Annotated in this window: 23 protein-coding genes; 10 read left to right on the forward strand and 13 right to left on the reverse strand. The window is 53.1% G+C overall.

What is annotated here, in order from left to right:
• From WW58_RS10930 to WW58_RS10955, 7 genes are all read left to right on the forward strand, one after another.
• A partial coding sequence (locus tag WW58_RS10930; protein ID WP_046437661.1) for an RHS repeat domain-containing protein occupies nt 1–1,320 on the forward strand: 1,320 nt, incomplete at its 5' end.
• A 456-nt stretch (nt 1,321–1,776) separates the two neighbouring features.
• Nucleotides 1,777–1,908 carry a hypothetical protein gene (locus WW58_RS13595; RefSeq protein ID WP_256151013.1) on the forward strand — a complete coding sequence of 44 codons (132 nt, stop codon included), beginning with the start codon at nt 1,777–1,779 and terminating at the stop codon, nt 1,906–1,908.
• Between the two features lie 6 nt (nt 1,909–1,914).
• Nucleotides 1,915–2,682, forward strand: a complete 768-nt coding sequence (locus WW58_RS10940) for an RHS repeat domain-containing protein (protein ID WP_215833691.1) — start codon at nt 1,915–1,917, stop codon at nt 2,680–2,682.
• Nucleotides 2,683–2,688: 6 nt separating this feature from the next.
• Nucleotides 2,689–3,489 (forward strand): hypothetical protein, encoded by an 801-nt coding sequence (locus tag WW58_RS10945; protein ID WP_046437667.1) that lies wholly within the window; start codon nt 2,689–2,691, stop codon nt 3,487–3,489.
• Entirely contained in the window at nt 3,477–4,517 is a 1,041-nt protein-coding gene (locus WW58_RS10950) for an RHS repeat domain-containing protein (protein WP_288143456.1), read from the forward strand. Before WW58_RS10945 ends, WW58_RS10950 begins: the two co-directional genes overlap by 13 nt.
• A gap of 122 nt (nt 4,518–4,639) precedes the next feature.
• Nucleotides 4,640–4,948, forward strand: coding sequence for a hypothetical protein (locus WW58_RS13600; protein WP_215833630.1), 309 nt, complete (start codon nt 4,640–4,642; stop codon nt 4,946–4,948).
• A 601-nt stretch (nt 4,949–5,549) separates the two neighbouring features.
• Nucleotides 5,550–5,789, forward strand: a complete 240-nt coding sequence (locus WW58_RS10955) for a hypothetical protein (protein ID WP_046437671.1) — start codon at nt 5,550–5,552, stop codon at nt 5,787–5,789.
• A 168-nt stretch (nt 5,790–5,957) separates the two neighbouring features.
• Here the strand turns inward: WW58_RS10955 and dtd are convergent, their stop codons facing one another.
• The 6 genes from dtd to WW58_RS10985 form a co-directional block, all read right to left on the reverse strand.
• Nucleotides 5,958–6,410 (reverse strand): D-aminoacyl-tRNA deacylase, encoded by a 453-nt coding sequence (gene dtd, locus WW58_RS10960; RefSeq protein ID WP_012420025.1) that lies wholly within the window; start codon nt 6,408–6,410, stop codon nt 5,958–5,960.
• Nucleotides 6,407–7,183 (reverse strand): LysM peptidoglycan-binding domain-containing protein, encoded by a 777-nt coding sequence (locus WW58_RS10965; RefSeq protein WP_180975816.1) that lies wholly within the window; start codon nt 7,181–7,183, stop codon nt 6,407–6,409. The genes dtd and WW58_RS10965 overlap by 4 nt, the downstream gene beginning before the upstream one ends.
• The gene (locus WW58_RS10970; protein WP_046437675.1) at nt 7,140–7,709 is read right to left on the reverse strand and encodes a hypothetical protein; all 570 of its coding nucleotides are present in this window, start codon (nt 7,707–7,709) and stop codon (nt 7,140–7,142) included. Before WW58_RS10970 ends, WW58_RS10965 begins: the two co-directional genes overlap by 44 nt.
• Nucleotides 7,710–7,777: 68 nt before the next feature.
• The gene (locus WW58_RS10975) at nt 7,778–8,020 is read right to left on the reverse strand and encodes an acyl carrier protein (RefSeq protein ID WP_012420022.1); all 243 of its coding nucleotides are present in this window, start codon (nt 8,018–8,020) and stop codon (nt 7,778–7,780) included.
• A gap of 131 nt (nt 8,021–8,151) precedes the next feature.
• The gene (locus tag WW58_RS10980) at nt 8,152–8,880 is read right to left on the reverse strand and encodes a type III pantothenate kinase (RefSeq protein WP_046437677.1); all 729 of its coding nucleotides are present in this window, start codon (nt 8,878–8,880) and stop codon (nt 8,152–8,154) included.
• Nucleotides 8,881–8,885: 5 nt separating this feature from the next.
• Nucleotides 8,886–10,013: an MGDG synthase family glycosyltransferase gene (locus tag WW58_RS10985; RefSeq protein WP_179219145.1), complete on the reverse strand. Its 1,128-nt coding sequence runs from the start codon at nt 10,011–10,013 to the stop codon at nt 8,886–8,888.
• A gap of 143 nt (nt 10,014–10,156) precedes the next feature.
• On the opposite strand from WW58_RS10985, the gene fmt reads away from it, so the two are divergent.
• Both fmt and WW58_RS10995 read left to right on the forward strand, forming a co-directional pair.
• The gene (gene fmt, locus WW58_RS10990) at nt 10,157–11,167 is read left to right on the forward strand and encodes a methionyl-tRNA formyltransferase (protein WP_232051379.1); all 1,011 of its coding nucleotides are present in this window, start codon (nt 10,157–10,159) and stop codon (nt 11,165–11,167) included.
• On the forward strand, nt 11,168–13,174 hold the full coding sequence (locus WW58_RS10995; RefSeq protein ID WP_022196918.1) for an ATP-dependent helicase: 2,007 nt from the start codon (nt 11,168–11,170) through the stop codon (nt 13,172–13,174).
• Nucleotides 13,175–13,394: 220 nt separating this feature from the next.
• On the opposite strand, the gene WW58_RS11000 is transcribed toward WW58_RS10995, so the two are convergent.
• The 3 genes from WW58_RS11000 to WW58_RS13605 all read right to left on the reverse strand — a co-directional run bounded on the left by WW58_RS11000 (nt 13,395) and on the right by WW58_RS13605 (nt 18,466).
• Entirely contained in the window at nt 13,395–15,683 is a 2,289-nt protein-coding gene (locus tag WW58_RS11000) for a sodium:solute symporter family transporter (protein WP_046437680.1), read from the reverse strand.
• A 9-nt stretch (nt 15,684–15,692) separates the two neighbouring features.
• Nucleotides 15,693–16,871 carry a galactokinase gene (gene galK, locus WW58_RS11005; RefSeq protein ID WP_046437682.1) on the reverse strand — a complete coding sequence of 393 codons (1,179 nt, stop codon included), beginning with the start codon at nt 16,869–16,871 and terminating at the stop codon, nt 15,693–15,695.
• A 218-nt stretch (nt 16,872–17,089) separates the two neighbouring features.
• The gene (locus WW58_RS13605) at nt 17,090–18,466 is read right to left on the reverse strand and encodes a sugar transferase (protein ID WP_179219146.1); all 1,377 of its coding nucleotides are present in this window, start codon (nt 18,464–18,466) and stop codon (nt 17,090–17,092) included.
• A 401-nt stretch (nt 18,467–18,867) separates the two neighbouring features.
• On the opposite strand from WW58_RS13605, the gene WW58_RS13610 reads away from it, so the two are divergent.
• The gene (locus WW58_RS13610; RefSeq protein ID WP_094139450.1) at nt 18,868–19,533 is read left to right on the forward strand and encodes a hypothetical protein; all 666 of its coding nucleotides are present in this window, start codon (nt 18,868–18,870) and stop codon (nt 19,531–19,533) included.
• Between the two features lie 206 nt (nt 19,534–19,739).
• On the opposite strand, the gene WW58_RS11020 is transcribed toward WW58_RS13610, so the two are convergent.
• The 4 genes from WW58_RS11020 to WW58_RS11035 all read right to left on the reverse strand — a co-directional run bounded on the left by WW58_RS11020 (nt 19,740) and on the right by WW58_RS11035 (nt 24,724).
• Nucleotides 19,740–20,474, reverse strand: coding sequence for a L,D-transpeptidase family protein (locus WW58_RS11020; RefSeq protein WP_022196911.1), 735 nt, complete (start codon nt 20,472–20,474; stop codon nt 19,740–19,742).
• 88 nt (nt 20,475–20,562) lie between these two features.
• A complete protein-coding gene (locus tag WW58_RS11025) occupies nt 20,563–22,449 on the reverse strand; it encodes a hypothetical protein (protein ID WP_022196910.1) in 1,887 nt (628 codons plus the stop codon).
• 17 nt (nt 22,450–22,466) lie between these two features.
• The gene (locus tag WW58_RS11030) at nt 22,467–22,898 is read right to left on the reverse strand and encodes a hypothetical protein (protein WP_022196909.1); all 432 of its coding nucleotides are present in this window, start codon (nt 22,896–22,898) and stop codon (nt 22,467–22,469) included.
• A gap of 53 nt (nt 22,899–22,951) precedes the next feature.
• The gene (locus WW58_RS11035; protein ID WP_046437686.1) at nt 22,952–24,724 is read right to left on the reverse strand and encodes an ABC transporter ATP-binding protein/permease; all 1,773 of its coding nucleotides are present in this window, start codon (nt 24,722–24,724) and stop codon (nt 22,952–22,954) included.
• Between the last annotated feature and the right edge of the window lie 58 nt (nt 24,725–24,782).

Below are 24,782 nucleotides of genomic sequence, written 5' to 3' on the forward strand. Positions count from 1 at the left end.
ATCGGCAACCGCAAGACGGCGCAGGAACCGGCCCAAGAACTCGCCTACGCGGCCAACGAACTCAACCAGTATACCCGCATTGAAGAAAACGCGGAGGCGCCTTTTGCGCCTCAATACGACGCCTCGGGCAACCAGACGCTCATCAGGACGTCAACGGGCATCTGGACAGTGGCGTACAACGCGGCCAACCGCGCGGTGAGCTTCACCAGCCGGGACGGCGCGACAGTCGTGGAATGCGGCTACGATTACCAGGGACGGCGCTACATGAAGAAAGTAACCCAAAACGGCACGGTCACCAGCCATGAACGCTGCCTGTACCGCGGCTACCTGCAACTAGCGGCGTTGGACATGCTGGACAACCGGAACGTGCTTCGGACACTGTTGTGGGATCCTCTGGAACCGGTGGCCACGCGTCCCCTGGCCCTGGTGCAGGCCGCCTCTCTTTACTGCTATGGATGGGACTTCAACAAAAACGTGACGGAGGTCTTCGACGCACGGGGAACGATCGCGGCAACTTACGACTATTCGCCCTATGGGACAGTTGGCAGCACAGGCAACCTCGTCCAGCCCGTCCAATGGTCCGGCGAGATGAACGACGAAGAACTCGCCCTGGTCTATTACAACTATCGTTATTACAATCCCGCTGACGGCAGGTGGATCAACCGCGACCCCATTGCTGAAGAAGGAGGATGGAATCTTTATGCGTTCCTCGGGAACAGCACTCAAGATAAGGTTGATGCTTTGGGGTTGGTTTTTGTTATGCCTATACATACGGCAACAGGTGTGCCTGGGTATGATCGTCCCTCGAATATTCCTGGATGGGGTACAGCTTTAGTAAACTTCCTTCGTTGGTTAATTGGTACTGTTCCACCTTATTCTATTTATCCAGAGGGATCTGAAGAATCGGAAGCTATTAAAAATTCTCCCATTGGAAGAGATATCATGATTTTTTTCAAAAGAAAAAATAAAGGAGCACGGTTTTGTGATGAATGGGAAAATGCAACTAATATATCTATTTCGTATCCGGGATTTAAATCTGTTATGTCGTTTACAAAATTTAAACGAGATTTTGAAAGATTTTTCTCAAGTTTACCTAATGGAATACCAACTTTTGTTGGAAGTTGTCGTGGCGATGTTTCTATTGAAATTATTAATAATAGAAATGAATTTTATATAAATACTATATATAAAGTAACTAATACAACATCTGCTACTTCATTTTTTTATCACTTAATGCCTAGTTGGTCTTCTGGCTATCCAATGGGAAATTGGACACAAGTATACATTTGGAAAGAAAAAATAAAATGTTGCAAAAAATAAATAAAAATTTATTTCAATCATGCCTATAATATTTTTTTTCTTGTTAATTTATTTATTATCTCTCTTTATGTCCACATATATAAAAGATTCAGATATATCTTTTATTTTTAATATTATATCTATCATTATAGGTTGCATTCCTATTGTTTTGATTACATTCATAATTTGTTTTGATTACGGAATAATTTCAGGCATTTTTATAGGACTACTACTACTGTTGCTATTATTATTGACAAACAAAATAATTAAATTTATTTTTAAAAAGTTTAAAACAAAAATACAATAAAGTACTTATTATTAACTATAGTTTATTTTAAATATCCATTACCTGAATACAGAGATTCCGATAAATAGATACTTCGTTTTTCATAGTAACACGATGGAAGAAAGTCGCTAAGCCTACATAGAACAAAGGTATAGCAAGTATCCGCTGTAGACCTGCTCAACAACCGTAACGTGCTTCGCACGCTGTTGTGGGACCCTCTGGAACCGGTGGCCACCCGCCCCCTGGCTTTGGTGCAGGGCAATGCCCTTTACTGCTATGGAACAGACTTCAACAAAAACGTGACGGAAATCTTCGACGAATAGGGAACGATCGCGGCGGCTTACGACTACTCCCCCTATGGAACAGCCACCCGCACCGGAAGACTCGTCCAGCCCGTCCAGTGGTCCGGCGAGATGCACGACGAAGAACCCGCCCTGGCCTATTACAATTACCGCTTTTACAACCCCAAAGACGGCAGATGGATCAACCGCGACCCCATCGCTGAACAGGGAGGATGGAATCTTTATGCGTTCCTCGGGAACAGCCTTCAAGATAAGTTTGATGCTTTAGGGTTAGAAGATAAGAAAAAAGATAAAGAATTTCTTGGATATGTTTATGATCAAATTTTAGAAGGAACAGACATATACATTTGTGAAACAACAGGATTGAAAATAAATGACAAAATTTTAAATAATACAGTTTCAGAATCCATGAACGCTTTTAAGGAAGCTAATAGTGCTAATCAAGCGGCAAGCAATATTAGATATGCAAAAGATTTTAGTAAAAAAGTGTCTAAACTTTATAAAGTAACTCCTGGAACAAAAATTCCCGGAGTAAAAATTTCTTCAATTAAAGATATAATTGATTTTGTTTATATCAAAAGAGATGAAAAAGTTGCATATCAACAATTTTATAAAGCTGCTACACGATATCAAACGCTAAAGAAAAAGACATTCTCAAGTTGTTTTGAATTATGCGTAGCCATGGGAGAGTATGCAAAAGTATTTTTAAAAAATGATTTAGGAAAAGGAATAGTTAAATTTTCTACTGTCTATTGTATTTCTAAATGTAATAAAAGGCATAAAACATTAGATTAACAAAACATGAAAAATATCTTCAACATATTAATATTCAGCGCCATAATAAATATAACCCAAGCACAAGGCAATATAGAAATTTTGAAACAGATCGTTCAATCCGCAGATTTATTTCAAGATTTTCCTATAATAAAGTTCATAGATACTAATAAAAATTTAAATGATACCACAAGATACACACAGATATCATATTATCGGGATAGGTTTGAAGCTTGGAAAAATATTCAAACAGTGACATCTGGAGTTATCAAATTCAAAAAAGACAATGTAGTAGGTAGATCATATGATGTTATTCAAATAGATCAGAAAACTGGAAAGCCTGTTCCAAGTTTTTGTATGTTTGGTGGTCGAGATGCAGCAATTTATACATATCAAGTTTTGAAAATTGGACAAACCATGTATTTGTGCCACCAATGGTACAATGAATTATGGAAACCTGTTCATAATGAATGGGGAATATCTAGTGTAATAATCAAACACGATTCTTTCCAAGACAGAGCTATTATGTTCTTTTTGGATAAGGAAAAAAAATCATATGTCTTACCATGCGGAGTTGCCTCAGCCTTGTATGAGAAAAAAAATCAAAAGATTGTATTAACATTTTTTGATCGTAAAAATCAGCTTACCGAGCTGAATAATGAAGAATACCGTATTTCCAAAATAGAAGCTTCATGTGATAATGACAATATAACATGTTATCTGAATGATAAAAAAATTGATATGCAATGGTCCAAAATAGGAAATTGGAGAGAAATGATGATTTATAATTTATGGACTTATGGCAACGGAATTGATTGGAAGAATTGACACTCCTGTATCAGAGCTATAATGCCCCCTTAGAATGCCCGGTCACCCGCACGCAGCAGCGGGGAACGGAACCCGCCCGCAGCGACAGCTTCAGCTACAACGGCAGAAACGAACTCACCGCCGCCACCCTGGGCGCCGCCCCCTACGGCTACAGCTACGACAACATCGGCAACCGCAAGACGGCACGGGAACCGGCCGAGGAACTCGCCTACGCGGCCAACGGGCTCAACCAGTACACCGACATTGAAGAAAGCGGGGAAGCGCCTTTTGTGCCGACGTACGACGCCTCGGGCAACCAGACCCTCATCAAGACGTCAACGGGCATCTGGACGGCCGTGTACAACGCGGCCAACCGCGCGGTGAGCTTCACCAGCCGGAATGGAAACACGATTATTGAGTGCGGCTACGATTACCAGGGACGCCGCTACATGAAGAAAGTCACCCAAAACGGCACGGTCGCCAGCCACGAACGGTACCTGTACCGAGGCTATTTGCAGATAGCCGCCCAGGACATGCTGGACAACCGGAACGTGCTCCGCACGCTGTTGTGGGATCCTCTGGAACCGGTGGTCACCCGCCCCCTGGCCCTCGTGCAGGGCGCTTCCCTGTACTGCTACGGCGTGGACTTCAACAAGAATGTGTCGGAGGTCTTCGACGCACAGGGAACGATCGCGGCGGCTTACGATTACTCCCCCTATGGGGCCGTGACCGGTACGGGCAGCCTCGGCCAGCCCGTCCAGTGGTCCGGCGAGATGCACGACGAAGAACTCGCCCTGGTCTATTACAACTACCGCTATTACAACCCCAAAGACGGCAGGTGGATCAACCGCGACCCCATTGCTGAACAGGGCGGGTGGAATTTGTACGGGTTTGTTGATAATGGAGTGGTATTTTCTATTGATTATCTCGGAAAAGAAACTAACGAATTTGGCTACACAATGACTATTCCTGCGGGTTACATACCCATTCTTCTTATTATTGAGGGAAGTATATCAATAGAAAAAAAAGAAAAATTGTGTATGCATTGAAGCAAAATTACGAACAGATGTTGGTATAGGTGTAGGTATAGGGCTTAAAATTAAACAAAAATGGTGGCCTATTCTTCCTGATATTGAATATTCTTTAAAAACTATGATTTCTGGATTAAGTAATGAAAAAAATACTTAAAATTGACAATTGTAATGGCAAAACTTTAACATCCTATCGGGAAGAATTATTAGGATTTTCTCACAGAATGGATGCAGGTATTACACTATCATCTTATATACAAGCATCTTATTCTATCGATTTTAAGATAAGTTCTGGATTAACTTTGAACGCAAAACCAATATATTTAACTTTAGATGCAACGGGATATATTAAGATTAACGCTACTTTAAAAATCCCATTTATCATAGATCAAAACGAAGAACTTGTTAACAAATCTTTTAATGAAAATATAAAAATATGGTCTAAATAATGAACGAAATATAATTAGTTGCCTGTATTATGATTTACCCTGAGTCTCCTTTAACTGTATATGAATATTTTGAATTAGTTTATGGATGTGTTTTTGTAATCCTATTTTTAAGAATTCTTGTTTGGTTAAAAAAATACTCTTAATTTTTCATTTAATAACTTCCCTTTTCCAATTATCAAACTCACAATTTATTTATTTCTGATCTCTGGAATAATTGGAATTTTGTCAACAATGTATCATGGTATAAATCTATTATGGGAAAACTTTTCGAATGAACTTTTAATATCATATACAGTATTAATTCTTGGTTATCTCATTATAGTCATTGAATGTTTCAGAATAACATATGTCTTGAAGAAAATAAAAAATAAATCTGATTCTAATTGAAATAATCATGAAAAAAAATCTTTTCAGACTTGTTTTATAAGAAGCTAGTGTATTATAAAGAATACAGGAAGAGAATTGAATCGGAAGATTTTCCAATGATATAATAGTATCAGAACAATTGTATCAAAGATGACAAAAAATCATAAAAAATGTGAATTCCCTAAAAATCCTTAAATAGAATGACCGTAGCTACTTGTAACTAGCGTCGCAGGATATGATCAACAACCGTAACGTGCTTGGCACCCTGCTGTGGGATTCTCTGGAAGAGATGGCCACGCGCCCCCTGGCCCTCGTGCAGGGCGCTTCCCTGTACTGCTACGGCGTGGACTTCAACAAGAATGTCACAGAGGTCTTCGACGCACAGGGAACGATCGCGGCGGCTTACGATTACTCCCCCTATGGACAGGCGGCTGCTACGGAAAATTTCGTCCAGCCAGTAGAACTCCGGCCTTAGCTATTTCAGGGCCAAGTTCGGATCTGTGCAGACGTAATATTCCTTCTTTCTCAAGGACAGATTTTCAGGAGGAGCAACAGATCTATCGGCAATATTTTTCTATGTTTATATGGAGATAGAGAGAAAGCAGGAAACCGGGGCAAAGTTAAATATATAAGATCCTTTCTCTCATTCTCTTTTCCTGGAATCCATGAAAATAGTCACCGGGCCGTCGTTAATCAGGGAAACCTGCATATCCGCGCCGAATTCGCCGCTTTCCACCCTTCCTTCCAGCAAAGACGCCAGTTCCTTCTTAAACAGCTCATACAGGGGAATGGCCCGCTCAGGCCTCGCGGCGCGGATGAAAGAGGGCCTGTTCCCTTTCCGGGTGGAGGCATGCAGCGTAAACTGGCTCACCACCAACACGCTTCCACTCACTTCCCTTACGGAAAGATTCATCTTTCCGTCCGCGTCGGAAAAAATGCGCATGGCCGCCGCCTTGTTGGCGAGCCAGCGCACATCTTCCTCCGTATCCGCCTCTTCAATGCCCGCCAGAATCAGCAGACCGGGCCCCACGGCCCCCGCACAAACACCGCCGATATGAACGGCGGCCTTACTGACACGCTGAATAACCAGCCTCACGGTTCCTCTCCTTTCCCCCTCAGGATAGTCACCTTCGTTCCCGGCCTGGTCAGCATGGCCAGTTCATTGCAGTCCTGCCGGCTCAGATAAAACCCAGGCGAGCGGGGCGTACCGCGAGCAGCGTCAATGACATAGCCTCCCGCCGCCAGCACCAGCGTCTTATCCGCAGAAGGAAACTGCCTGCTGTAGATGGACACGGGGGCCTGCTCATCCTTTACGGTCGTTTCCACATTCTTTTTCCCCCCGTCCTTCATGGAGAGGATGGGGTATCCCTTGACAAAATCCGTCCCGTCGTAAAGGCAGATTTCCTTTTCCGGCACGTTCACCACCACATGGAAATCCAGAGGCCGATACTTGAATACATCTCCCGCACGAAGAGCGGGAATATCCATCAAACCGTTCAGGTGAACCACCATGGCCTGAGAGCAACCCAGTTTTCTGACCATGCGTATCCAGGAATCTCCCTTCCGTACGGTATATTTTTTCACGTCCGGTCCGTTGGGATCCAGCAACTGGCGGATGCGCAGCCTTCCGATGAGTTCCTTCGCCTCTTTCCCCACCACGCCTCCCTGTTCCGCCAGAGGCTGCAGCAGTTCCAGAGCTTTTGGCAGACTGCCGCGGTCCATCAGGCGGCGGGCTTCAGCAAGGGCCTCCGGACGGCGCGGCCAGAGGGAATAATTTTCTCCGTCCGCCAAAACTCCCTGGGCACAGAAAGCCGCCGCCAAAAGGCTAAAGAAGACCTTTGCGCTTGAAGTCAAAGATATTGATTTCATGGGATTTTTGTATCATTTCCACCATGAATTTCAAGAGGGAGACCTCCCATGCGTCATCCACTCCCTCAATGAGAGACATGAATGTATCTTCTCCATTGCGCACCTGGTCCAGCAGCCGACCGCGCACGGAATCAAGCGGTTCATGCAGAATTTCCTCGCTCACCTCCGACCGTTTAAACCTGAACCCGTATTCCAGCAGCGTCAGAAAGCCCGGGCCGTTTTTGGAGAGCCAGTCAAAAAAGCGCTTGGCTTCTCCGGAAAATCCCTCCGTACTGATTTCATTGTAAATGGAAGGCCGTATGATTTTCGGTTTCTCCGCTTCCACCCAGCCGCTGCGCACGCGCACCACGTTCACCTCATCCATCAGTTCACTGAGGAGAAGAAAATTAAACCTGGTATCGCCAAAAGTATCAATGCGGCGGTCCGGTTCATACACCACCCGCGTCATCTCCGCCGCATAGCGGATATCGTCACGGGAAAAGGAAGGCAGGTCGCTCATGGAAGAAAAGGCAGAGGGGCTTTCCATGAAAAAGCGGCTTCCTTGCCTTGGACAGGGAAGCCGCTTTTGTAATAAAGGATTTTTAGCAGTTTAACTTAACCCTGAACCTTTTCGATGTAAGCAACGACGTCGGCCACAGACTGAAGCTTTTCAGCTTCTTCATCGGGCACTTCAATGTCAAAGTTTTCTTCGAAAGCCATCACGAGTTCAACGGTATCCAGCGAATCAGCACCGAGATCCTCGATGAATTTCGCATCAGCAGTCACTTTATCGGATTCAACGCCAAGTTGGTCGACGATGATACTTCTTACTTTTTCTTCGATGCTGTTGTCAGACATGATATTTATTGTTAAGGTTCATTGATATTACATGGGGTATGCGCCATTTGCAACACCTATTTATGAGTTTTTACGCGTCATCCGGCCACGGCGCCGGAAGCAGCAGGTTTCCAGCCGATTTTGGCCGTTCTTTAAAGATTCAGCCCGGCGGCTATGCGCAAGCCGTTCAACGTAATGTCAGGGTCCACATGGTCAATGCGCTCCACGCCCCTGGCGATCAGCGCTGCATCCCCTCCCGTAGCAACCACGGCCGGACGCACGCCCAGCTCACCTTCCAGCCGGGCCAGAATTTCCTTCACCAGCCCCCGGTAACCGTACACGGCGCCGGATTGCATGGCCTCTACTGTGCTGGTTCCAATGACGCGGGACGGCTCCTGGGGGTCAATGGCGGGAAGAAGCGCCGTATTGCGCTCCAGGTAATCCCCCATGCTGGCAAGCCCCGGGGCAATGACGCCGCCCACATAGGTGCATTGGGGACCGATCACGTCAAAAGTCACGGCGGTGCCGAAGTCCACCACAACGCACGGATACCCGTAATAAGCCGCGGCGCCTACGGCGTTCGCCAGCCTGTCGGCCCCTATCTGGCGCGGGTGGGGATAGTCGATGCCCACGCCCAGCCGGGAATCGCAGGAAAGGAAATGGCACGGTTTGACGATCCAGTTTTTCAGCTCTTCCGCCACGCGCGGCACAACGGAACACACCACGGCGGCATCATAACGGACGCCGGCCAGCACCTCGTCCAGCCGCTCCCCGCTCACCTCCCGGGTGGGAATCATATACCGCTCCGGCAACAGGGCTTCCGGCGAAGAAAGCACGAACTTGGTGCGCGTGTTGGAATTGTCAATCAGAAGATAGGTCACGGGAATCAGTTAGTATGTTCCTCCGCCAGTTTCAAGGCCAAATCCGCTATTCTGCCGCTTCCTCCGGTCATCCCCGCCCGCAGCAGGTTTTCATGCATGCGCCTCCACTGCGCGCCGCCGTCCGCCATCATTTCCTGAAGAGCGGAAGCCAGGGCGCGGACATCCGGCACATGGCCGCCGCCGCCCAGTTTTTCCAGAAGGCGGGTATTGCCCTCCTCCTGGCCCGGAAGAAGAAAGTTCACCAGCATGGGCCGTGCGGCCGCAAGCACTTCGTGCACGGTGGCGCCTCCCGCTTTCCCGACCACTACATGGCTGGCGGCAAGATAGGAAGGCACGCGGCGCGTCCAGCCGCGCACCGTCAGCCTGCGTCCGTATCTGGCTCGCAAATCCCGGATGCGGGGATAAATGCGCCGGAACCGGCGCCCCAGAATACAGGTTACATGCAGGGCGGGATTCGCATCCAGCATACCCGCCAGCTCCGCCCGCGCATGCCGTGCGGAACGCTGGGCAAAGTAAAGCACCCGGAACGGCTCCCCTTCCTTCCAGGAAAGAGGATGCTCCTTCGCCAACGCCCCCAGCACGGGATTGACGGGAAATCCCGTAACGCGCAGCCTGTCCTGCGGCAGCCCCTTTTCCTCCATGATGGCCCTCGTCCAGGGATCCGTTACGGCCCAGAGAGGGGACTTGGAACACAGCCATGATTTATTGATGACGAAGGAATCCGTCACGACGGTCAGGTAGGGAACCGCCCTGCCCGTGCAGGAGGCCAGGGAATCCAGCATGTAGGGATATACCATGTAGGTGCAGACCACGGCATCCGGCTTCCATTCCCGCAGCAAACGTTCCAGCAGGCGCTCCACGGGGGCGATTCCCCTGACGGGCTTTTCCGCCATATTGCGCCTGTCGCTCACCTCATACATCAGTTTCCAGAGGCGGGGCATGCGGGAAATCATCCACAGGTAGGCGGCGCGCGTCAGGCCAAACATCCGGGGCATCGCCTCCGCGCACAGGTCCGTAACGAGGACTTCCGCGCGCCCTGCGAGAGCATCCCTCACGCCCCTGGCGGCGGAATTGTGCCCTTCCCCGTATCCTGCGGTCACAATCAGAATGCGCGGCAGCCGTCCTTTCTGCATAGAACAGGGTATACCAATATTCCGCTCCATCGAAAAGAACTTCTTGCAGGAGGGCAGACATGAGGGGAAGCGGCCGGAAAAACATTATCCTCCGGTATTCCCTCCGGACGGAAAGGAACGGGAAAAAACGGCCTTTCTTCCCTATGATTCCCTTCTCAAAACCGGATTTAACATTGACCTGCGCAGGCCGTCAGGGCAAGCTTCCAGCCATGCGCATCGTCTTCATGGGCACAGGCGACATTGCCATTCCCGCCTTCCGCAGCCTGATCCGTCATTCGGATCTGGCAGGCCTGGTCACGCAACCCGACCGCCCTGTCGGCAGGCACCAGGTGCTTACAGCCCCGGCCATCAAAAATATTGCCAGGGAAGCGGGCATTCCCGTGCTCCAGCCGCATTCCCTGCGCAGCCCGGATGCGCTGAGCAACCTCAGGAGACTGAATCCGGATCTAATCGTCGTCATGGCGTACGGGCAGATTCTGAGCCAGGAAGTGATTGATATGGCCCCCATGGGCTGCATCAACGCCCATGCCTCCCTCCTGCCGCGCCATCGCGGAGCGGCCTGCATCCAGTCCGCCATCAAATCCGGCGATGCAGAAACGGGCATCACCATCATGCACATTGTCAGGAAGCTGGATGCCGGAGACATCATCGCCCAGATCAGCACCCCCCTGGAAGGCACGGAAACCGGAGGTTCCCTGCATGACAAGCTGGCCAGGATGACGCCGGATGTGCTGCTGCCCGTCATCCATTCCATTGAAAAAGGAACGGCTACACGCATCCGCCAGCAGGAAATCCTGGCAACATACGCCCCCAAGCTCCTGCGGGCGGACGGAAAAATCGACTGGACGCGCCCCGCAGAAGAAATCGGCCGCATGATCCGGGCGTACGACCCGTGGCCCGGGACCTTCACCAACTACTGGAACCGCAAGAAACGCATCCGCAACATGAAAATTTTCCCCGGCTTTTCCATCCTCCCGGAAGCGGAGGGAAAACCGGGCCAGGTGCTCTCCGCCGGAGAACAGGGGCTTTTGATCGCCTGCGGAAGCGGAGGATTGCTGGTGACAGACGTCCAGCTTGAAGGCAGCACGCGCATGAATATCTCCCAGCTCATTGCCGGCCACCCGAATTTGAAAGATATCCATTTTGACGTATAAATGGCCAAGTCCTTTTCCATGGAGAGCCTGAACGCGGCCCAGAGGAAGGCCGTGCAGACCCTGCAGGGGCCCGTGCTGATCCTGGCCGGGGCCGGAACGGGTAAAACGCGCACCGTCACCTGCCGCATCGCCCATATGGTGGACCGGGGTATCAGCCCCAAAAGCATCCTGGCCGTGACGTTCACAAACAAGGCCGCTCTGGAAATGCGGGAACGCGTAGGCCAGATGGTGGAACGCAAGGCGGCGCGCCAAATAATGGTGAGCACTTTCCATTCCCTCTGCGTGCGCATCCTGAGAGAGGATATAGGGCGCCTGGGGTACAAGACCAATTTCACCATTTACAGCGGTTCCGAACAAAGCGGCCTGATCCGGCGACTGATTGTGCGCCACGGCGGCATTACGGAGAAAATCACGCCCAAGGATGTGCTTTCCTCCATGAGCCGGATGAAAAACAGCGGTCTGGGACTTGACTCCATTGAAGACAACCTGACGGCCAACATCGCCGCCTCCTACCAGCGGGAACTTCAGGCGCAGAATTCCGTGGATTTTGACGACCTGCTGATTCTGGCGGACAAATTGCTGAAGGAGCACCGGGACGTCAGGGAGGCGTGGCAACAGCGCTTCCGCTATATCACAGTGGATGAATTCCAGGATACCAACAGCCTCCAAATGAGCCTGCTGGGCCATCTGGTGGGGCCGGAACACAATGTCTGCGTAGTGGGGGACGACGACCAGTCCATCTACGGCTGGCGCGGGGCCCAGATCAGCAATATCCTGGAATTCGAACGTTTTTTTCCAAATCCCTCCATCATCAAACTGGAAGAAAATTACCGCTGCACCGCCCCCATCCTGGACACGGCCAATGCCCTGATCCGCCATAACCTGGGCCGGAGGGACAAGACGCTGCGCGCCCATAAAGGCGGAGGAGAAGCCGTCCGGCTCATTTCCATGCCCGGAGACGCGGAAGAAGCGGAATTCATCATCACGGACATTGAAAACGTCCGCAGGCAGGAAGGCCGGCCCTGGGAGGATTTCGCCATTCTGTTCCGGGCCAATACCCAGAGCCGCATCATTGAACAAACGCTCCGGGAACATAAAATTCCCTACCGCATGGTGGGCGCGCAAAGTTTTTTCGACCGCAAGGAGGTAAAGGACCTCATTTCCTATCTGGCGACTATCGAAAACCCGCAGGCTGACGAATATCTGCTGCGCATCCTCAACACGCCGCCGCGCGGCATCAGCGAGCTGACCAGCCATCTGGCCATCGACTGGAGCCGGGAGCACGGCAACAGCGTCTGGGCAGCCCTCCAGGACGAAGAATTCCTGGCGGCCCTTTCCACCCGCGCCCGCAACAGCGTGCAGGCATTCAATGAACTGATTGCAAAATACATCGACCTTTTCCAGGATAAGGAAACCGACTTCGGAGACATCCTGGAGCAGCTTATTGAGGAAACCGGATTCAGCGAATACGTCACGCGCCTGTGCAAAACGGAAGCTGAAATCCAGAAACGGCTGGTGTCCATCGGGGACGTGAAAGCCTCCCTCCGCAACTTCTGGCAACCCGGAAAAACTCTCCGGGACTACCTGGCCCAGGTCACCCTGGACAAGGAAGATAACGATGACGACGTGGAAAACAAGCCAGGCGTATGCCTGATTACCATGCACGCCGCCAAGGGACTGGAATTTCCGGTAGTGTACCTCGTGGGGCTGGAGGAAGGCATCCTTCCCCACAAGCGTTCCCTGGAAGACGGCAATTGCGATGAAGAACGCCGCCTGCTCTACGTAGGCATCACGCGCGCCCAGGAGAAACTCATGCTTACTTATTGCGCCACGCGCCTGCGTTACGGGGACCGCATGCCTTGCCAGCGCTCCTCCTTCCTCAGTGAAATTCCTCCCCACCTGATGGAATATTCCAAATGGGAGGATCTCATGAACGCGGAAGCGACGGAAGAGGAATCCGGAAACTTTTTCGATTCCCTGCGCAGCATGCTTCTGGAAGAGGAATAAGAGGCGGCATGGCGTTTTGCCAGCCTCTTTTCAACCATGTCTTTTACTTTAACTTTATTCAGAGGACAAGGCGCCGTTGCCGCCCGGAAACGCCAGTCTGCCGACTTTCCGCCTCCAGAATATTCAGCCGCGCCAGCTGCATGGTCTGTTCCGGACGTGAAAAATCCTCCCGGCCTGAACCGGGAGGATTGAAAATACGGGACTGGAGGTCTTCCCTGGATTACCAGAAGATGATGTACAGGGCGACCGTCGCGGCAACCACGAGCCATCCGAAGATTTTAGCCCGAGAAGAGGACTGAAGGGCAACCACGCCCCTGTCGGGCAGCACGATAGGCTGTCCGCCGCGGGCGGCGTTCACCGCCGTGAAGATGAAGCCGATGACCACTACCGTGATGAAACACACGGCCATGCGGTTCAGGAAGGCCATTTCCGGCTGCCACACCTTCAGGATTCCGTACAGGAGGGCATTAATGACGATACCCAGCCAACCGAAGATGCGCGGGCACTTGGGCACAAAGAAGCCGAAGAGGAACACGCACAGGGCGCCCGGGCTCAGGAAGCCCTGGAATTCCTGAATGAAATTGAAGATGCCGCCAAAGGCCGGGCTGTCCAGGAACGGAGCAATGGTCAGGGCGATCACGGCGCACACCAGCAAACCAATCTTGCCGACGGTAACCAGCTCCGTGGGCCCCGCATTTTTGCGCAGCTTGTTGTAAATATCCATCGTAAAGATGGTGGACGCGGAATTCAGCATGGATGCCAGGGAAGACACCACCGCGCCAAAGAGAGCCGCAAGCACAAACCATGTCCATCCCGTGCCGGGAAGCAACTTCCTGATCAGCGTGCCGAAGGCGGAGTCATAGTCAAAGCCTACCAGCGTATCCGTCAGATAGTAGTTGTCCGAGTTGTCCACGGCCGGCTTGATGATTTTATTGTTAAGGGAAGCGATTTTTTCCACGAACGGGGCACGTTCCGCTAACGTGGTCTGGTCGTTGGCGGCATCCGCTTTCAAATCGGCGCAGGCCTGTTTCAAATTGGCCATAACATCTTCGCCCACCTTCATTACTTCCGCGTTATGAATGGCATGGGCACAGCCTTCCTCCACGTTTTCCACCAGGAAGCTGTCCGTAAGCTTGTAGATGACGGGGCGGCCCTTGACTGCGGCGGGATCTTCCGTCTTACGGATTTCCGCCGCATATTTTACTTCCGCCTGTTCCTTCAGGTCATTGCGGTACAGGTTATAGGCCAGGATGCCGGGGACCACCACCACGAATGGGATGATGAGCTTGAGGAACGCGGCGAACACAATGCCCATCTGACCTTCCGCCAGGGATTTGGAAGCCAGCGTACGCTGCATGATGTACTGGTTGAGGCCCCAGTAAAAGAAGTTGGGAATCCACAGGCCCAGGCAAAGAGCCGTCCACGGGATTTCCGCATCATCCGCAGGACGGATCATGTGCAGCTTGCCGCCCACGGTATTTACACCGCTGGCCGCGTCACCGGAGTTCAGCTCAAAAAAGCGCGTCACCCCATGCCAGAGGCTGTCCGAAGGATTCCCCAGGGAGGCAACCGTCGCGCCGGAATTGGCGGCGGCGGATTGAATCAAATGGTTCGGGTCTGCGCCGCTGAGCTCCGTCAGGGCAAAATAGGCTACCACGCCGCCGCCCACAATCAGGGCGGCGCCCCAGAACAGGTCCGTCCAGGCGCAGGCTTTCAACCCGCCCACGAACACGTATACCGTGGCGCAGAAGGCAATGATAACGCAGCCGACGGTGATGTTGCCGAAGTCAATGCCCATGGCAGAGTATCCCGTGAAGAACACGGAGATCACCTTGGCGCCGGCGTAAATCACGCCCGCAGTCGGCACGCCTACCAGAATCAGCAGCGTGGCAATGGCCATCAGGGAACGGGCCAGCGTGTTATACCGGTATTCCAGGAATTCGGGAATCGTATATACGCCGCCTTTCAGCAGCTTGGGAAGGAAACAGAAGGCTACAACCACCAGCGTGATTGCGGCCAGCCATTCATACCCGGCGATGGCCATGCCCACCCAGTTGGCCGATTTGCCGGACATCCCCACAAACTGTTCCGTGGAAATGTTGGCGGCAATCAGGGAAAAACCCACCAGCCACCAGGTCAGACCGCGGCCGGCCAAGAAATAGTCTGAAGCGCCCTTGGCCTTCTTTTCCTCTTCCGTTTCTTCGGGGTCACGGCTTTTCCAGATGCCCAGGGCGATTACGCCCACCACGACCACGCAGAAGAGAATGACTTCCACCATGGAAAGAGGGGCCGTTTTAGGCTCCGCAGAGGCGGTCTGTACAGCCTCTGCAGCGGGAGCCGCCGGCTGAATTTCCGCTGCCGGCTGGACTTCAACAGCGGGAGTCGCGGCCGGAGCGGCCAGGGCGGGCTGCGCATCAGCTGCCGTTGCAGGCACGGGCCCCTCCTGGGCGGATGCGCCCCACGTCATCAGGGCGAGCGCCCCGAATATAGTTGCTAGTGTTTTCATCATCAGTATGGATTAAGCTTGGTACAGAATACGGGCGCCTTCTCCGGCACGGGTTACAAGATACGTAGTTTCAATGCCCGTTTCCTGGCAGTAGCTGTCCAGAAGCTCCTGGGCCACCTTTTCCACGTCCTCCGTCTTCACCAGGGCCACAATGCATCCGCCAAACCCGCCGCCCGTCATGCGCGCGCCGTAAATGGAGGATGCGGAGGGAATGCGGTCACAAAGGGAAACAAGGGTATCCACCTCAGCACAGGAAACTTCATAGTCGTCACGCAGGGAAGCATGGCTGCCGCGCATGGCTACACCGGCCTCATCCCAATCGCCGCGGGCAAGGGCATTCGCAAAAGCGTTCACGCGCGCATTTTCTCCAATGACGTGGCGGGCGCGGCGATAGCGCACATCGCCAAGCTGTTCCCTGAAGGATTCCAACAGCTCCAGCGTAGCTTCCCGCAGGGAGGGCACGCCCATGATGGAAGAAGCTTCCTCACACTGCTTGCGGCGCTGTCCATAAGCTCCGTCCGCCAGGGAATGCTTCACAGCGCTGTCCAGAACCAGCACGGAGACGGACTCATTGTTCATCGGAACCAGCTCATATTCCAGCGTGGCGCAATCCAGCTTGAGAGCCATGCCCTTCTTGCCGTTGGCAGAAATAAACTGGTCCATGATGCCGCAGGGAACGTTCACGAATTCATGTTCCACGGCCTGCCCGATCAGGGCTACTTCCTTGGGATCTATTTCAACGCCGGCAAAAGCGGCGAGCGCCGTACAGACGGCAACTTCAAGAGCGGCACTGGAGGAGAGGCCGCCGCCGCGGGGCACATTGCTGTCAATCAGCATATCCACAGGCCCGATTTCTATGCCGCGCCTGTGCAGGTTGGCCAAAACGCCGCGGACATAATTGGACCAGAACGGTTCGCCGGGAACCAAGGCATCTTCCACCGCAATTTCATGGATCTGGTCACCCAGGGAACCGCAAAAGCGGTGTTTGCCCACGGGGGAGGGAGCCACAGCCACAACACAATGGTTATCAAGCGCCATAGGCATCACAAAACCGTTATTATAATCCGTGTGCTCACCAATAAGGTTCACACGTCCCGGTGCCGCTGCCACATGAGTAGGCGCCTGACCGAAATACTCGATGAAATACGGAGTCACCGTTTCTTTAGAGATTTCTCGCTGAACTAAATCCATAATAGATTGATTCTGCCCCATCCCTTTCCGCACCTCAAGATTAAAGTCTCTGCCCGGCAATAATTTTCTTCATTTTCCACAAAATACACCAATTTCATCCCCCTCCCGAATTGCAGTATTCTTAAAACGGGCCTGTTCCACCGGACAGAGAACCCCAGCCAGATTCCAAATTCCCGGCAATAACGGCTGACGGCCTGCAATCCAGGGAGACCTGGAAGCTACTTTGCCCCACGGGCGAAAAGCACTGCCGGGACGGTTTTCAGAAGCAGTTTGATATCCAGCCACAGGGACCAGTTGTCAATATACTTCATATCCAATTCCACCAGCTTTTCAAATTCCCGGATGTTGCTGCGTCCGGCAATCTGCCAGTACCCCGTCACACCGGGCAGCACGCTCAACCTGCGGCGGTGGGCGTCGCTGGTAAAGGCTTCCGTCTCATAAACGGGCAGCGGGCGCGGGCCAACCAGGCTCATTTCCCCCTTCAGCACATTAATGAGCTGGGGAAGCTCGTCGATGCTGAATTTGCGCAGGAAGCGCCCAAAGGAGAAGATGCGAGGGTCGTGCTCCAGCTTAAAGATGGGGCCGTCCATGTCATTGCCGTACTTGGCTTTCACTTCATCCAGCCTCTTATCCGCGTCCCGGTACATGGTGCGGAACTTCCACATGCCAAACTCCCGACCATACAGCCCGGAACGTTTCTGGCGGTAAAAGACCGGGCCACGATCCGACAGCTTGATTCCCACAGCCGCCAGCACCCACAGGGGTGACGTTCCCACCAGAAGCGCCAGCGCTCCCGTCCAGTCCAGCATTTTCTTCAACTGCCAGGAGGTGGTATAGGGAATGGGGGTGGATTTGTACACCAGCATTCTTGTTCCTCCAATCACGCCGAAATAGGTTTTATGCACAGCGGGCATGCTTACCACCATGCTCGCGTAAAAATCGACTCCCATCTTGCCGCACAGTTCCACCAGGCACCGCGCCACGGAAGAATCCACCTCCTCCGGCAGAAACACCACCTTGCTGACGCAATTCTTAATCAACAAATTCCTGACTACCGCACTGTCCACCTCTTCAGGCGCCATGACCAGCAGCCCATTCCTGAAGTCCACATGATTGTTCTCCAGCGTCCTGCGGAATTCTTTCACATGATCCGGAGTTCCCACCACCAGCGTAGGGGCTTCCTCCACCAGCCTTTTTTCCGCCCGGAACCAGCTGATACGCAGCCAGAGGGAACCCAGGAAGGTAAGCAAATACGCCAGGGTCTGGACACCGACATCCGCGGAGAAGGGAACAAAGAACTTCCATATCATCACGCTTAACACCACAAAACAGGCATATGCCACCACAAACCGCCGGATGCTTTCCCAAAGCGTCTGGCAGCGGTAGTAAACGCCGAACTGGTCACAGCACACATACAGCAGCAGAGACATCGTCAGCGGCGTCAGCACCAGCGTCCGCAGACGCCACGGTTCCGGAGCGACCCCATCCCATTGCCAGGACACAAATCCGACAACGAAGAAGACGACGAATGCAAGGACGAAAACAACAATCTTATTAATCCCGTAGGTAGTACGGTCTGCATTTTGAATCAGCATCGAGAGAATATGTAGATTAGCCGGCATTTAAAATGCTCCGTCCTTGTCTTTTTGTCAAATTGTTTGCTCACTCTGAGCCATGCCCGGCACGGAAGCCTGCCTCCCGGACAGCCTTCCCGCCTCCGGGCGAGCAGAAAGCCTAAAATGACGAGATACCGGCTTGCAAGAATCCGGCTCCCTGTGCATTGGTATACGCGTCAATCGACCGGACTGGTCACGCGCCTAGCCTGATCGCCCCCCTATCAGACCATGCATGGACCGTTGATCGGGGCATGGGGCCCCCTTACTCCTGGCTTTTCTCATGGCAGCGGAACGTCCCGGCGATCCTCCGGATGGAATTTACTGCACACAGCGATAAATCCGGCATGACACCAACATAATCACCAACTTAGCATATAAGTATGTCACAACACAACACACAGGGAAGACAGGGCCAGGGAGCTCGCCGCCGCTACAACAAAGGCGGACGCTCCTATGGCAATGACCGCCGCGATTCCAGCGGTTACCGTCCCAAGTACAGAAAAGAAGCGCCCGCCAAACTCTCCTTGTGGCAGCGTTTCCTGGGCCTCTTCGGCATTCGTCCGTCCAAGAATAACAAGTATGCGGCCAGGGATAAAGCCGCCGCCAAAACCAACACCCGCGTAGCCCGCAACAGGCAGGATCGCGTTTCCGCACCCAAACAGCCCGTCTCCAACCGCCGGCTTTATGTGGGCAATCTTTCCTATGAAGCTACGGAAAGCGATCTGGAGGACGTGTTCAAGGGCATCGGGGAAGTCAATTCCGTGGAAATCATTTACAACCCCCGCACCCACAAGTCCAAGGGGTATGCTTTTGTGGAAATGAAGAAGATGGAAGACGCCATCCGTTCCGTGGACATTCTCCACAACCAGCCTTTCATGGGCCGCAATCTGCTGGTCAGCGGAGCCAATGAACGCCAGGAACAACCCCGTCAGCCCCGCGAAGACCGCGCACCCAGGGAAGAACAGGGTTCCATGGCGGAAGTGAAGGAAACCTCCACTCCCCTGCTCCAGCCGGAAGCTCCCGCTCCCCAGTCCCAGGAACAATAACCATTTTACCATGCGGAAGCCGGCCTTTGAAGAAAGGCCGGCTTCCTGCATTTACGGGAAAGGGAACTCCAGGCAGCAACGAACGTGCAGCACGGCACGGGAGCCGCACCATCCACCAGCCCTTCCATCCGTAGTGTTTCAACCACACCCCTGTCCGTCCCGGGGCGGCGGAACAGGCGTGCCTGCAAAGGCGGATTCTGAAAATATCACGGCAGCCCCCAGGCTCTGCGCAGGCGCAAATATTCCCTGGCGGGGAGCAGAATATAAAGGGGATGTCTGGAAGGATCCAGCCATGCAATCATGGCCCTCAAATTTTCCTCGCTCATTGCGGTGCATCCGGCCGTAGGGGCTCCTCCGTCCCGGCGCCAGATATGGAAAAAAATGGAGGAACCCGCACCCGGCACGGGTTTCTGCCGTCCGTCTGCGGCATTATGCCGGATAAACAGTTTCAGACTGTGGGCGTAATCATTCAGCTTCATCTGCTGCTTGAACTCCCAAGGCGTGACGGGATCATGCTTCAGCACAAAGTGCTGGTTATACAGGGGAGAGGCAGGGTCATCCACCCACATGTCCCGCGGCGTGATGCGGCGGTACGGCATGGAACGCTTTTTCTGCGGCGCGGGAACAGTTCCATATACGCCCCCCAGTTCAAAAATTCCTGCGGGAGAACGCAAGTCCCCCTCCTTCTTCACCGGCCCTCCGGCGGGAGGGAAGCTGACGCCCCTGCCCCAGACCAGACCGGATTTTCCCAGACGCGCCGGAAACGGCCCTTTCACCATCACCCAGCCCCGCGGCCCTTTCTCCAAAAGGCTCAACTGCACATGGGAACTATTCCACCCGTCCGCGGAACCTACAATCACCTGGCTGCAATCCGCCGGAAGCGCCGCGGCCGGAAAACAGAACGCCGCCAGCATGCACAAACACAGGTATACTGCCTTCATGAGCCGTAGCATAACGGCACCGTTCCGGAAGAAAAGCAATTACTCCGTCTCCACAGGCACGCCATGCGGCGGAATTTATCCGTCCAGTTCAACGGAAAATTTCATCAAGCAGGGACTCAATTCCCTCCTTGGCAAACCGGGAATACAGATACAGCCTTTTAGCTTCCATGTACTTGCCCAGGGCGGACCCCACTTCTCCCTCATTCCTGCATTTTTCCGCATCATTCAGCAAATTCACCAGCGTGCTTGCCTTTGTCGTCAGGTCCAGATACCGGGCATTCAGCTCCTGGTCATTGATGAACAGCTCCTGGTCTTTGGAACGCAGCTGCTGAAGCTCCTCCCAGGCGCCGTATACGTCCTGCATGGCTTCACGCTGACGCGCCGCGCCCAGGGCACGCTCAATAACGGCCATTTTGCCCAAATCTTCCACAAACTGCTTCTGGAGCTCCGGATCATCCTTCACCAGAACGGCAAATTCATGCTGGTTGTCAAAGATGCGGCGATAATTCTTACTCTTGTGGAAACGTTTGAAATCCTCCAGCGCATGGGATTGCTGACCCGCGGCCATCATGGCGTTCCGCAGCGGAAGAAGGCGGGGGTTTTTCGGCCAGATTTCAATGGCGCTTTTCAGGCATTCCTCCAGTTTGGCGCGGTCACCCCTGGCCAGGGCTTCCTGACCCTGGGAAATATAGGCGTCACTGGCGAATACGGCGGCGCTGATTGCGGATTCCGCACGGCCCGTGCTGAAATCCCTGGAAGTCTTCTTAAGAGCCTCCACCAGGGAAAGGGCTTCTTCATAATCTTTGCCGTTCATCAGCTCGAACAACTTTTCCACGTCCCGCTTGAAGGCATACAGCTTTTGCTTCTTCTCATACGGAAACGTATTTACGGCAGGCATGAATTCCCCGATCAGAAGGGCTTCGTTCAGCCGTTCCAGCGCATCCACATAATGACGGGAATCCACCAGATTGTTCACGGCCTTCATGTGCCGGTCGGAGTCACGGGCCAGCTCCCGGGAAAGATTGTCCAGAATAGCGACGGTGGGCGGAGCGCCCAGCGTGCCGCTGAACATCTTGGCGGCATCGGAATTTTTATCCAGCCGCAGCTTGGTATCCCCGTCATTGAACAGGCGGCTGTAAACGCCGCAGCCTATGGAAACATGGTCAAAACGCCGCTGGGCAAACAATTGAACCAGCGTAGACTGGAAAACAACTTTCGCTTCCGTCACCGTCAGCACCTGTTCACTCTCCAGCTTCAGCTTGCGGGCTTCCATCTCCACCACACGCTTTTCCAGGTATTTGTAACGGGGATTATTTTTCGCCGGATGATTGGAGGGAGTCCCCTTTTTCCCGCCCTTCTGGCCGGAGGGTGCACCGGAAATCGCCGTCACGCCGCTTTCCATCAGGCTCATCTTCTGGGCGTTGCTGCGGATTTCCCTCTCCACCGCCTCAAGCATCTTCCCCTTGTTTTTCCCATTGCTCCTGGCCTGCCACGCGGTGTAAATGGCTTGGCAGAGAGCGTCGGAAACGCCTCCGTCCAGCGGATTGCTGGAAGCGGCGGTCAACAGGTCCACTACCTGCCGCACCACATTATCCGCCGCCAGTTTTTCCTTGCGCATGGAGAGCGTTTCGTGGAGCTTTTCAAAAATTTTCTGATATTCCTTCGCATCTTCCGTGCTCTCCTCCGGCTGGCTCAGGTATTTGTTGAAACGCGCTTCAATCTCCCGGAAACTGCCCATATTCAACGTCGTTCCGTTGATGGTCACCGTGCCGTCCTGAGGGTTCAGGAAAGGCAGCTCATTGCCGTACAGGGACTTGGCATCCCCCTGCCTGGAAGGCTGGTAGGCATTCGGCTGAACGGCGGGAGGGGAGGCAGGAGGCGCGGCAGGCGCACCGCCGGCTGCAGGAGGGTTGTACATCATCTGCCCCAGCGCAGGAACCGCGCAGGCCAGAGTCATCAAAAAACAGCATTTCATAGGACGAGGGAGATTGTTTATTTAGGCTGAATGGATGTAGCTACGCACACGCCGCGCACCTTCGGATTGACGTCTTCCACCCGGAACTCTATCCTGTATTGCTGGTCCCGGTTGATGTTCAGTCCGTTCCTGGCCTCAGCAGAAACACAGACGGGAATGATGCACTCACGCCCGGAGGCGTCTTTGTACAAGAAGGCAATAAGCTCGGACTCGCCGCGCGGAAAACGGTCAATCACCGTTCCGTCCAGTGCATAGTTGTTATTGGAAAGCTGGGAGGCGTTCGCCGCCAGAATATCCAGAGGTATATCCGACCCGGCCTGAGGCTTCTCCCCGGCTCGGAACATGACAATCCCCACAATAACGGCCAGCACAAAAACCGCCGCCCCGACCGTCAAAACCAGTGCGGATGATGAGGAATTTTTCTTTTTTGCTGCACGCCGTCTCGACATAATTTTTGATGGAAGAAGTATATAACGGACTTCCCGCAAATGCACGCATTAAATTAAAGCTCCCAGCGCGAACGGCGGATTCCCGCGTAGGCGGCCGCAATGCCGCACGCAACATGCACGCCCAGAACAATATAACAAACCAGGGAGGGCGTCAGGTCCGTATCCAGCACATTCTTGACGGCGTGATATACGTCGTCCTTCAGGGCGGAGATGCTGCCGGACCACGCCCAATACGCGGAAATGAAGGGCCGTATGAAATCCTCCACATATTCCGGAAGCGCCAGCACCGCTCCGGAGAGAGGAAGCTGGAAACCCACCAGATAAATGCTCAGCAGGGAAGCCTGGTCCGCACTCCGGGCCAGGGCGGAAATGCCCAGGCATACAAAAGTCATGGCGGCGTTCGCCAAAATCAGGAACAGCAGATGCGTCAGGCCGCCGCCACGGTCCCAGAAAAAATCCACAAAGGCAAACATCCAGACGGATTGCACCAGCACCAGGACGCTCAGATAGGACAGCTTGCTCGCCAGGTAGGCGGAAGGCCTCATGCCCGCATACTTTTCCTTTTCCATGACGGCGCGTTCGCCGGCCACCTCGCGGGCGGCATTGTTGGACCCCATCAGCCCCAGCAGAATCACCTCAAACATGATGATGCCGGAGACGGCGGATCCCGTCTTCATGTTCAGCTGCTGGGCTTCCATATCCTTCTGGACAGTCTGGACATCCTGCGTGGCGGAAAGCCCCACGATTTGCCCGGAGCCCTTGTCCGTAAACATGGCTACCAGCACGGGAAACAGCAGCACCATGACCAATTGAAGAACCAACTGGGAACGGTCGCGGAAAAAGATGCGCCAGCGCCGCCCCAGCAGGCAAAAGAACTGGGTGAAGAATCCGGGAACTTCCGGAATGTTTTCCTCCACGGCCTTTTCCCGTTCCGTTCCGGATTCTCCGGAGGCCCCCTCCTTCTCCGCCTCCGTAAGACGGACGGCATCCGGATCCGGCAGTTCCCCGGAAAGAATTTTCTTTTCCCTTTCCTGTTCCAGACGGGAATAATAGGAATCCCGGTGCTTGCTCCAGGACCGGCTCCAGGAAGGGCCTTCACGATCCTGGAGCTTCGGGTAAATCTCCTCCAGCGAGGAAACGCCGAAGTAATGCAGCATGGTTTTCGGCGAACCGTGGTAAGCCACGCAGCCCTGGTGCATGACCAGGATGGAATCATACCTGTCCAGATGGGAAAGGCTGTGCGTGACGGAAATGACGATGCGGCCTTCCGAACGGGAGATTTCATGCAGGAGGAACACGATATCGTGTTCCGACCTGGGATCCAGTCCGGACGTCACCTCATCGCAAATCAGCAGCCGGGGATTGGATACCAGTTCCATGGCCAGCGCCAGTCGCCTTTTCTGGCCGCCGGAAAGAATTTTCACATCCCGGTCCGTAATCCCCTCCATTCCCGTTACCTCCAGGGCATTGTCAATGCTGTCGTCCAAATCGTCCACGGAATTGAACCGGCAACGGAGCCTGGCGGCGCTCTCCACATTCTCATCCACGCTCAGCTGGTCATAGGCAATGCTGAACTGGGGAACGAACCCGATTTCCGAAGGTTCAAAGTCTTCTTCAGCCAAATCATGACCATTCCAGAAAAAACGCCCGCCCGTTTCCGCAATCATGCCCGCAATCGCCTTCAATAAGGTCGTCTTTCCGCAGCCGGAAGGACCAACGACCGCCATAAAATGACCGCGAGGGACATTAAAACTGACATTGTCCAATAATTTCAAAGGACCATCCGGTGTTTCTATCTCATACGTAATGCCGTTCGCCTGCAACATGGTTCTTTTACTTTAACGTATCAACTTCCGCATCATCAAGGAAAATCGGGCATTTGCA

This window comes from Akkermansia sp. UNK.MGS-1 (genome assembly GCF_000980515.1).
Taxonomy (GTDB): domain Bacteria; phylum Verrucomicrobiota; class Verrucomicrobiia; order Verrucomicrobiales; family Akkermansiaceae; genus Akkermansia; species Akkermansia muciniphila.

Bases quoted from the DNA above. Each gene is read 5' to 3' on its own strand.
- WW58_RS10945 (WP_046437667.1), top strand. From the start codon at position 2,689: ATGAAAAATATCTTCAACATATTAATATTCAGCGCCATAATAAATATA.
- WW58_RS13600 (WP_215833630.1), top strand. From the start codon at position 4,640: ATGAAAAAAATACTTAAAATTGACAATTGTAATGGCAAAACTTTAACA.
- WW58_RS10955 (WP_046437671.1), top strand. From the start codon at position 5,550: ATGATCAACAACCGTAACGTGCTTGGCACCCTGCTGTGGGATTCTCTG.
- WW58_RS10965 (WP_180975816.1), bottom strand. From the start codon at position 7,183: ATGAAATCAATATCTTTGACTTCAAGCGCAAAGGTCTTCTTTAGCCTT.
- WW58_RS10970 (WP_046437675.1), bottom strand. From the start codon at position 7,709: ATGGAAAGCCCCTCTGCCTTTTCTTCCATGAGCGACCTGCCTTCCTTT.
- WW58_RS10975 (WP_012420022.1), bottom strand. From the start codon at position 8,020: ATGTCTGACAACAGCATCGAAGAAAAAGTAAGAAGTATCATCGTCGAC.
- WW58_RS10985 (WP_179219145.1), bottom strand. From the start codon at position 10,013: ATGCAGAAAGGACGGCTGCCGCGCATTCTGATTGTGACCGCAGGATAC.
- fmt (WP_232051379.1), top strand. From the start codon at position 10,157: ATGATTCCCTTCTCAAAACCGGATTTAACATTGACCTGCGCAGGCCGT.
- WW58_RS10995 (WP_022196918.1), top strand. From the start codon at position 11,168: ATGGCCAAGTCCTTTTCCATGGAGAGCCTGAACGCGGCCCAGAGGAAG.
- WW58_RS11000 (WP_046437680.1), bottom strand. From the start codon at position 15,683: ATGATGAAAACACTAGCAACTATATTCGGGGCGCTCGCCCTGATGACG.
- galK (WP_046437682.1), bottom strand. From the start codon at position 16,871: ATGGATTTAGTTCAGCGAGAAATCTCTAAAGAAACGGTGACTCCGTAT.
- WW58_RS13605 (WP_179219146.1), bottom strand. From the start codon at position 18,466: ATGCTGATTCAAAATGCAGACCGTACTACCTACGGGATTAATAAGATT.
- WW58_RS13610 (WP_094139450.1), top strand. From the start codon at position 18,868: ATGTCACAACACAACACACAGGGAAGACAGGGCCAGGGAGCTCGCCGC.
- WW58_RS11020 (WP_022196911.1), bottom strand. From the start codon at position 20,474: ATGAAGGCAGTATACCTGTGTTTGTGCATGCTGGCGGCGTTCTGTTTT.
- WW58_RS11025 (WP_022196910.1), bottom strand. From the start codon at position 22,449: ATGAAATGCTGTTTTTTGATGACTCTGGCCTGCGCGGTTCCTGCGCTG.
- WW58_RS11030 (WP_022196909.1), bottom strand. From the start codon at position 22,898: ATGTCGAGACGGCGTGCAGCAAAAAAGAAAAATTCCTCATCATCCGCA.
- WW58_RS11035 (WP_046437686.1), bottom strand. From the start codon at position 24,724: ATGTTGCAGGCGAACGGCATTACGTATGAGATAGAAACACCGGATGGT.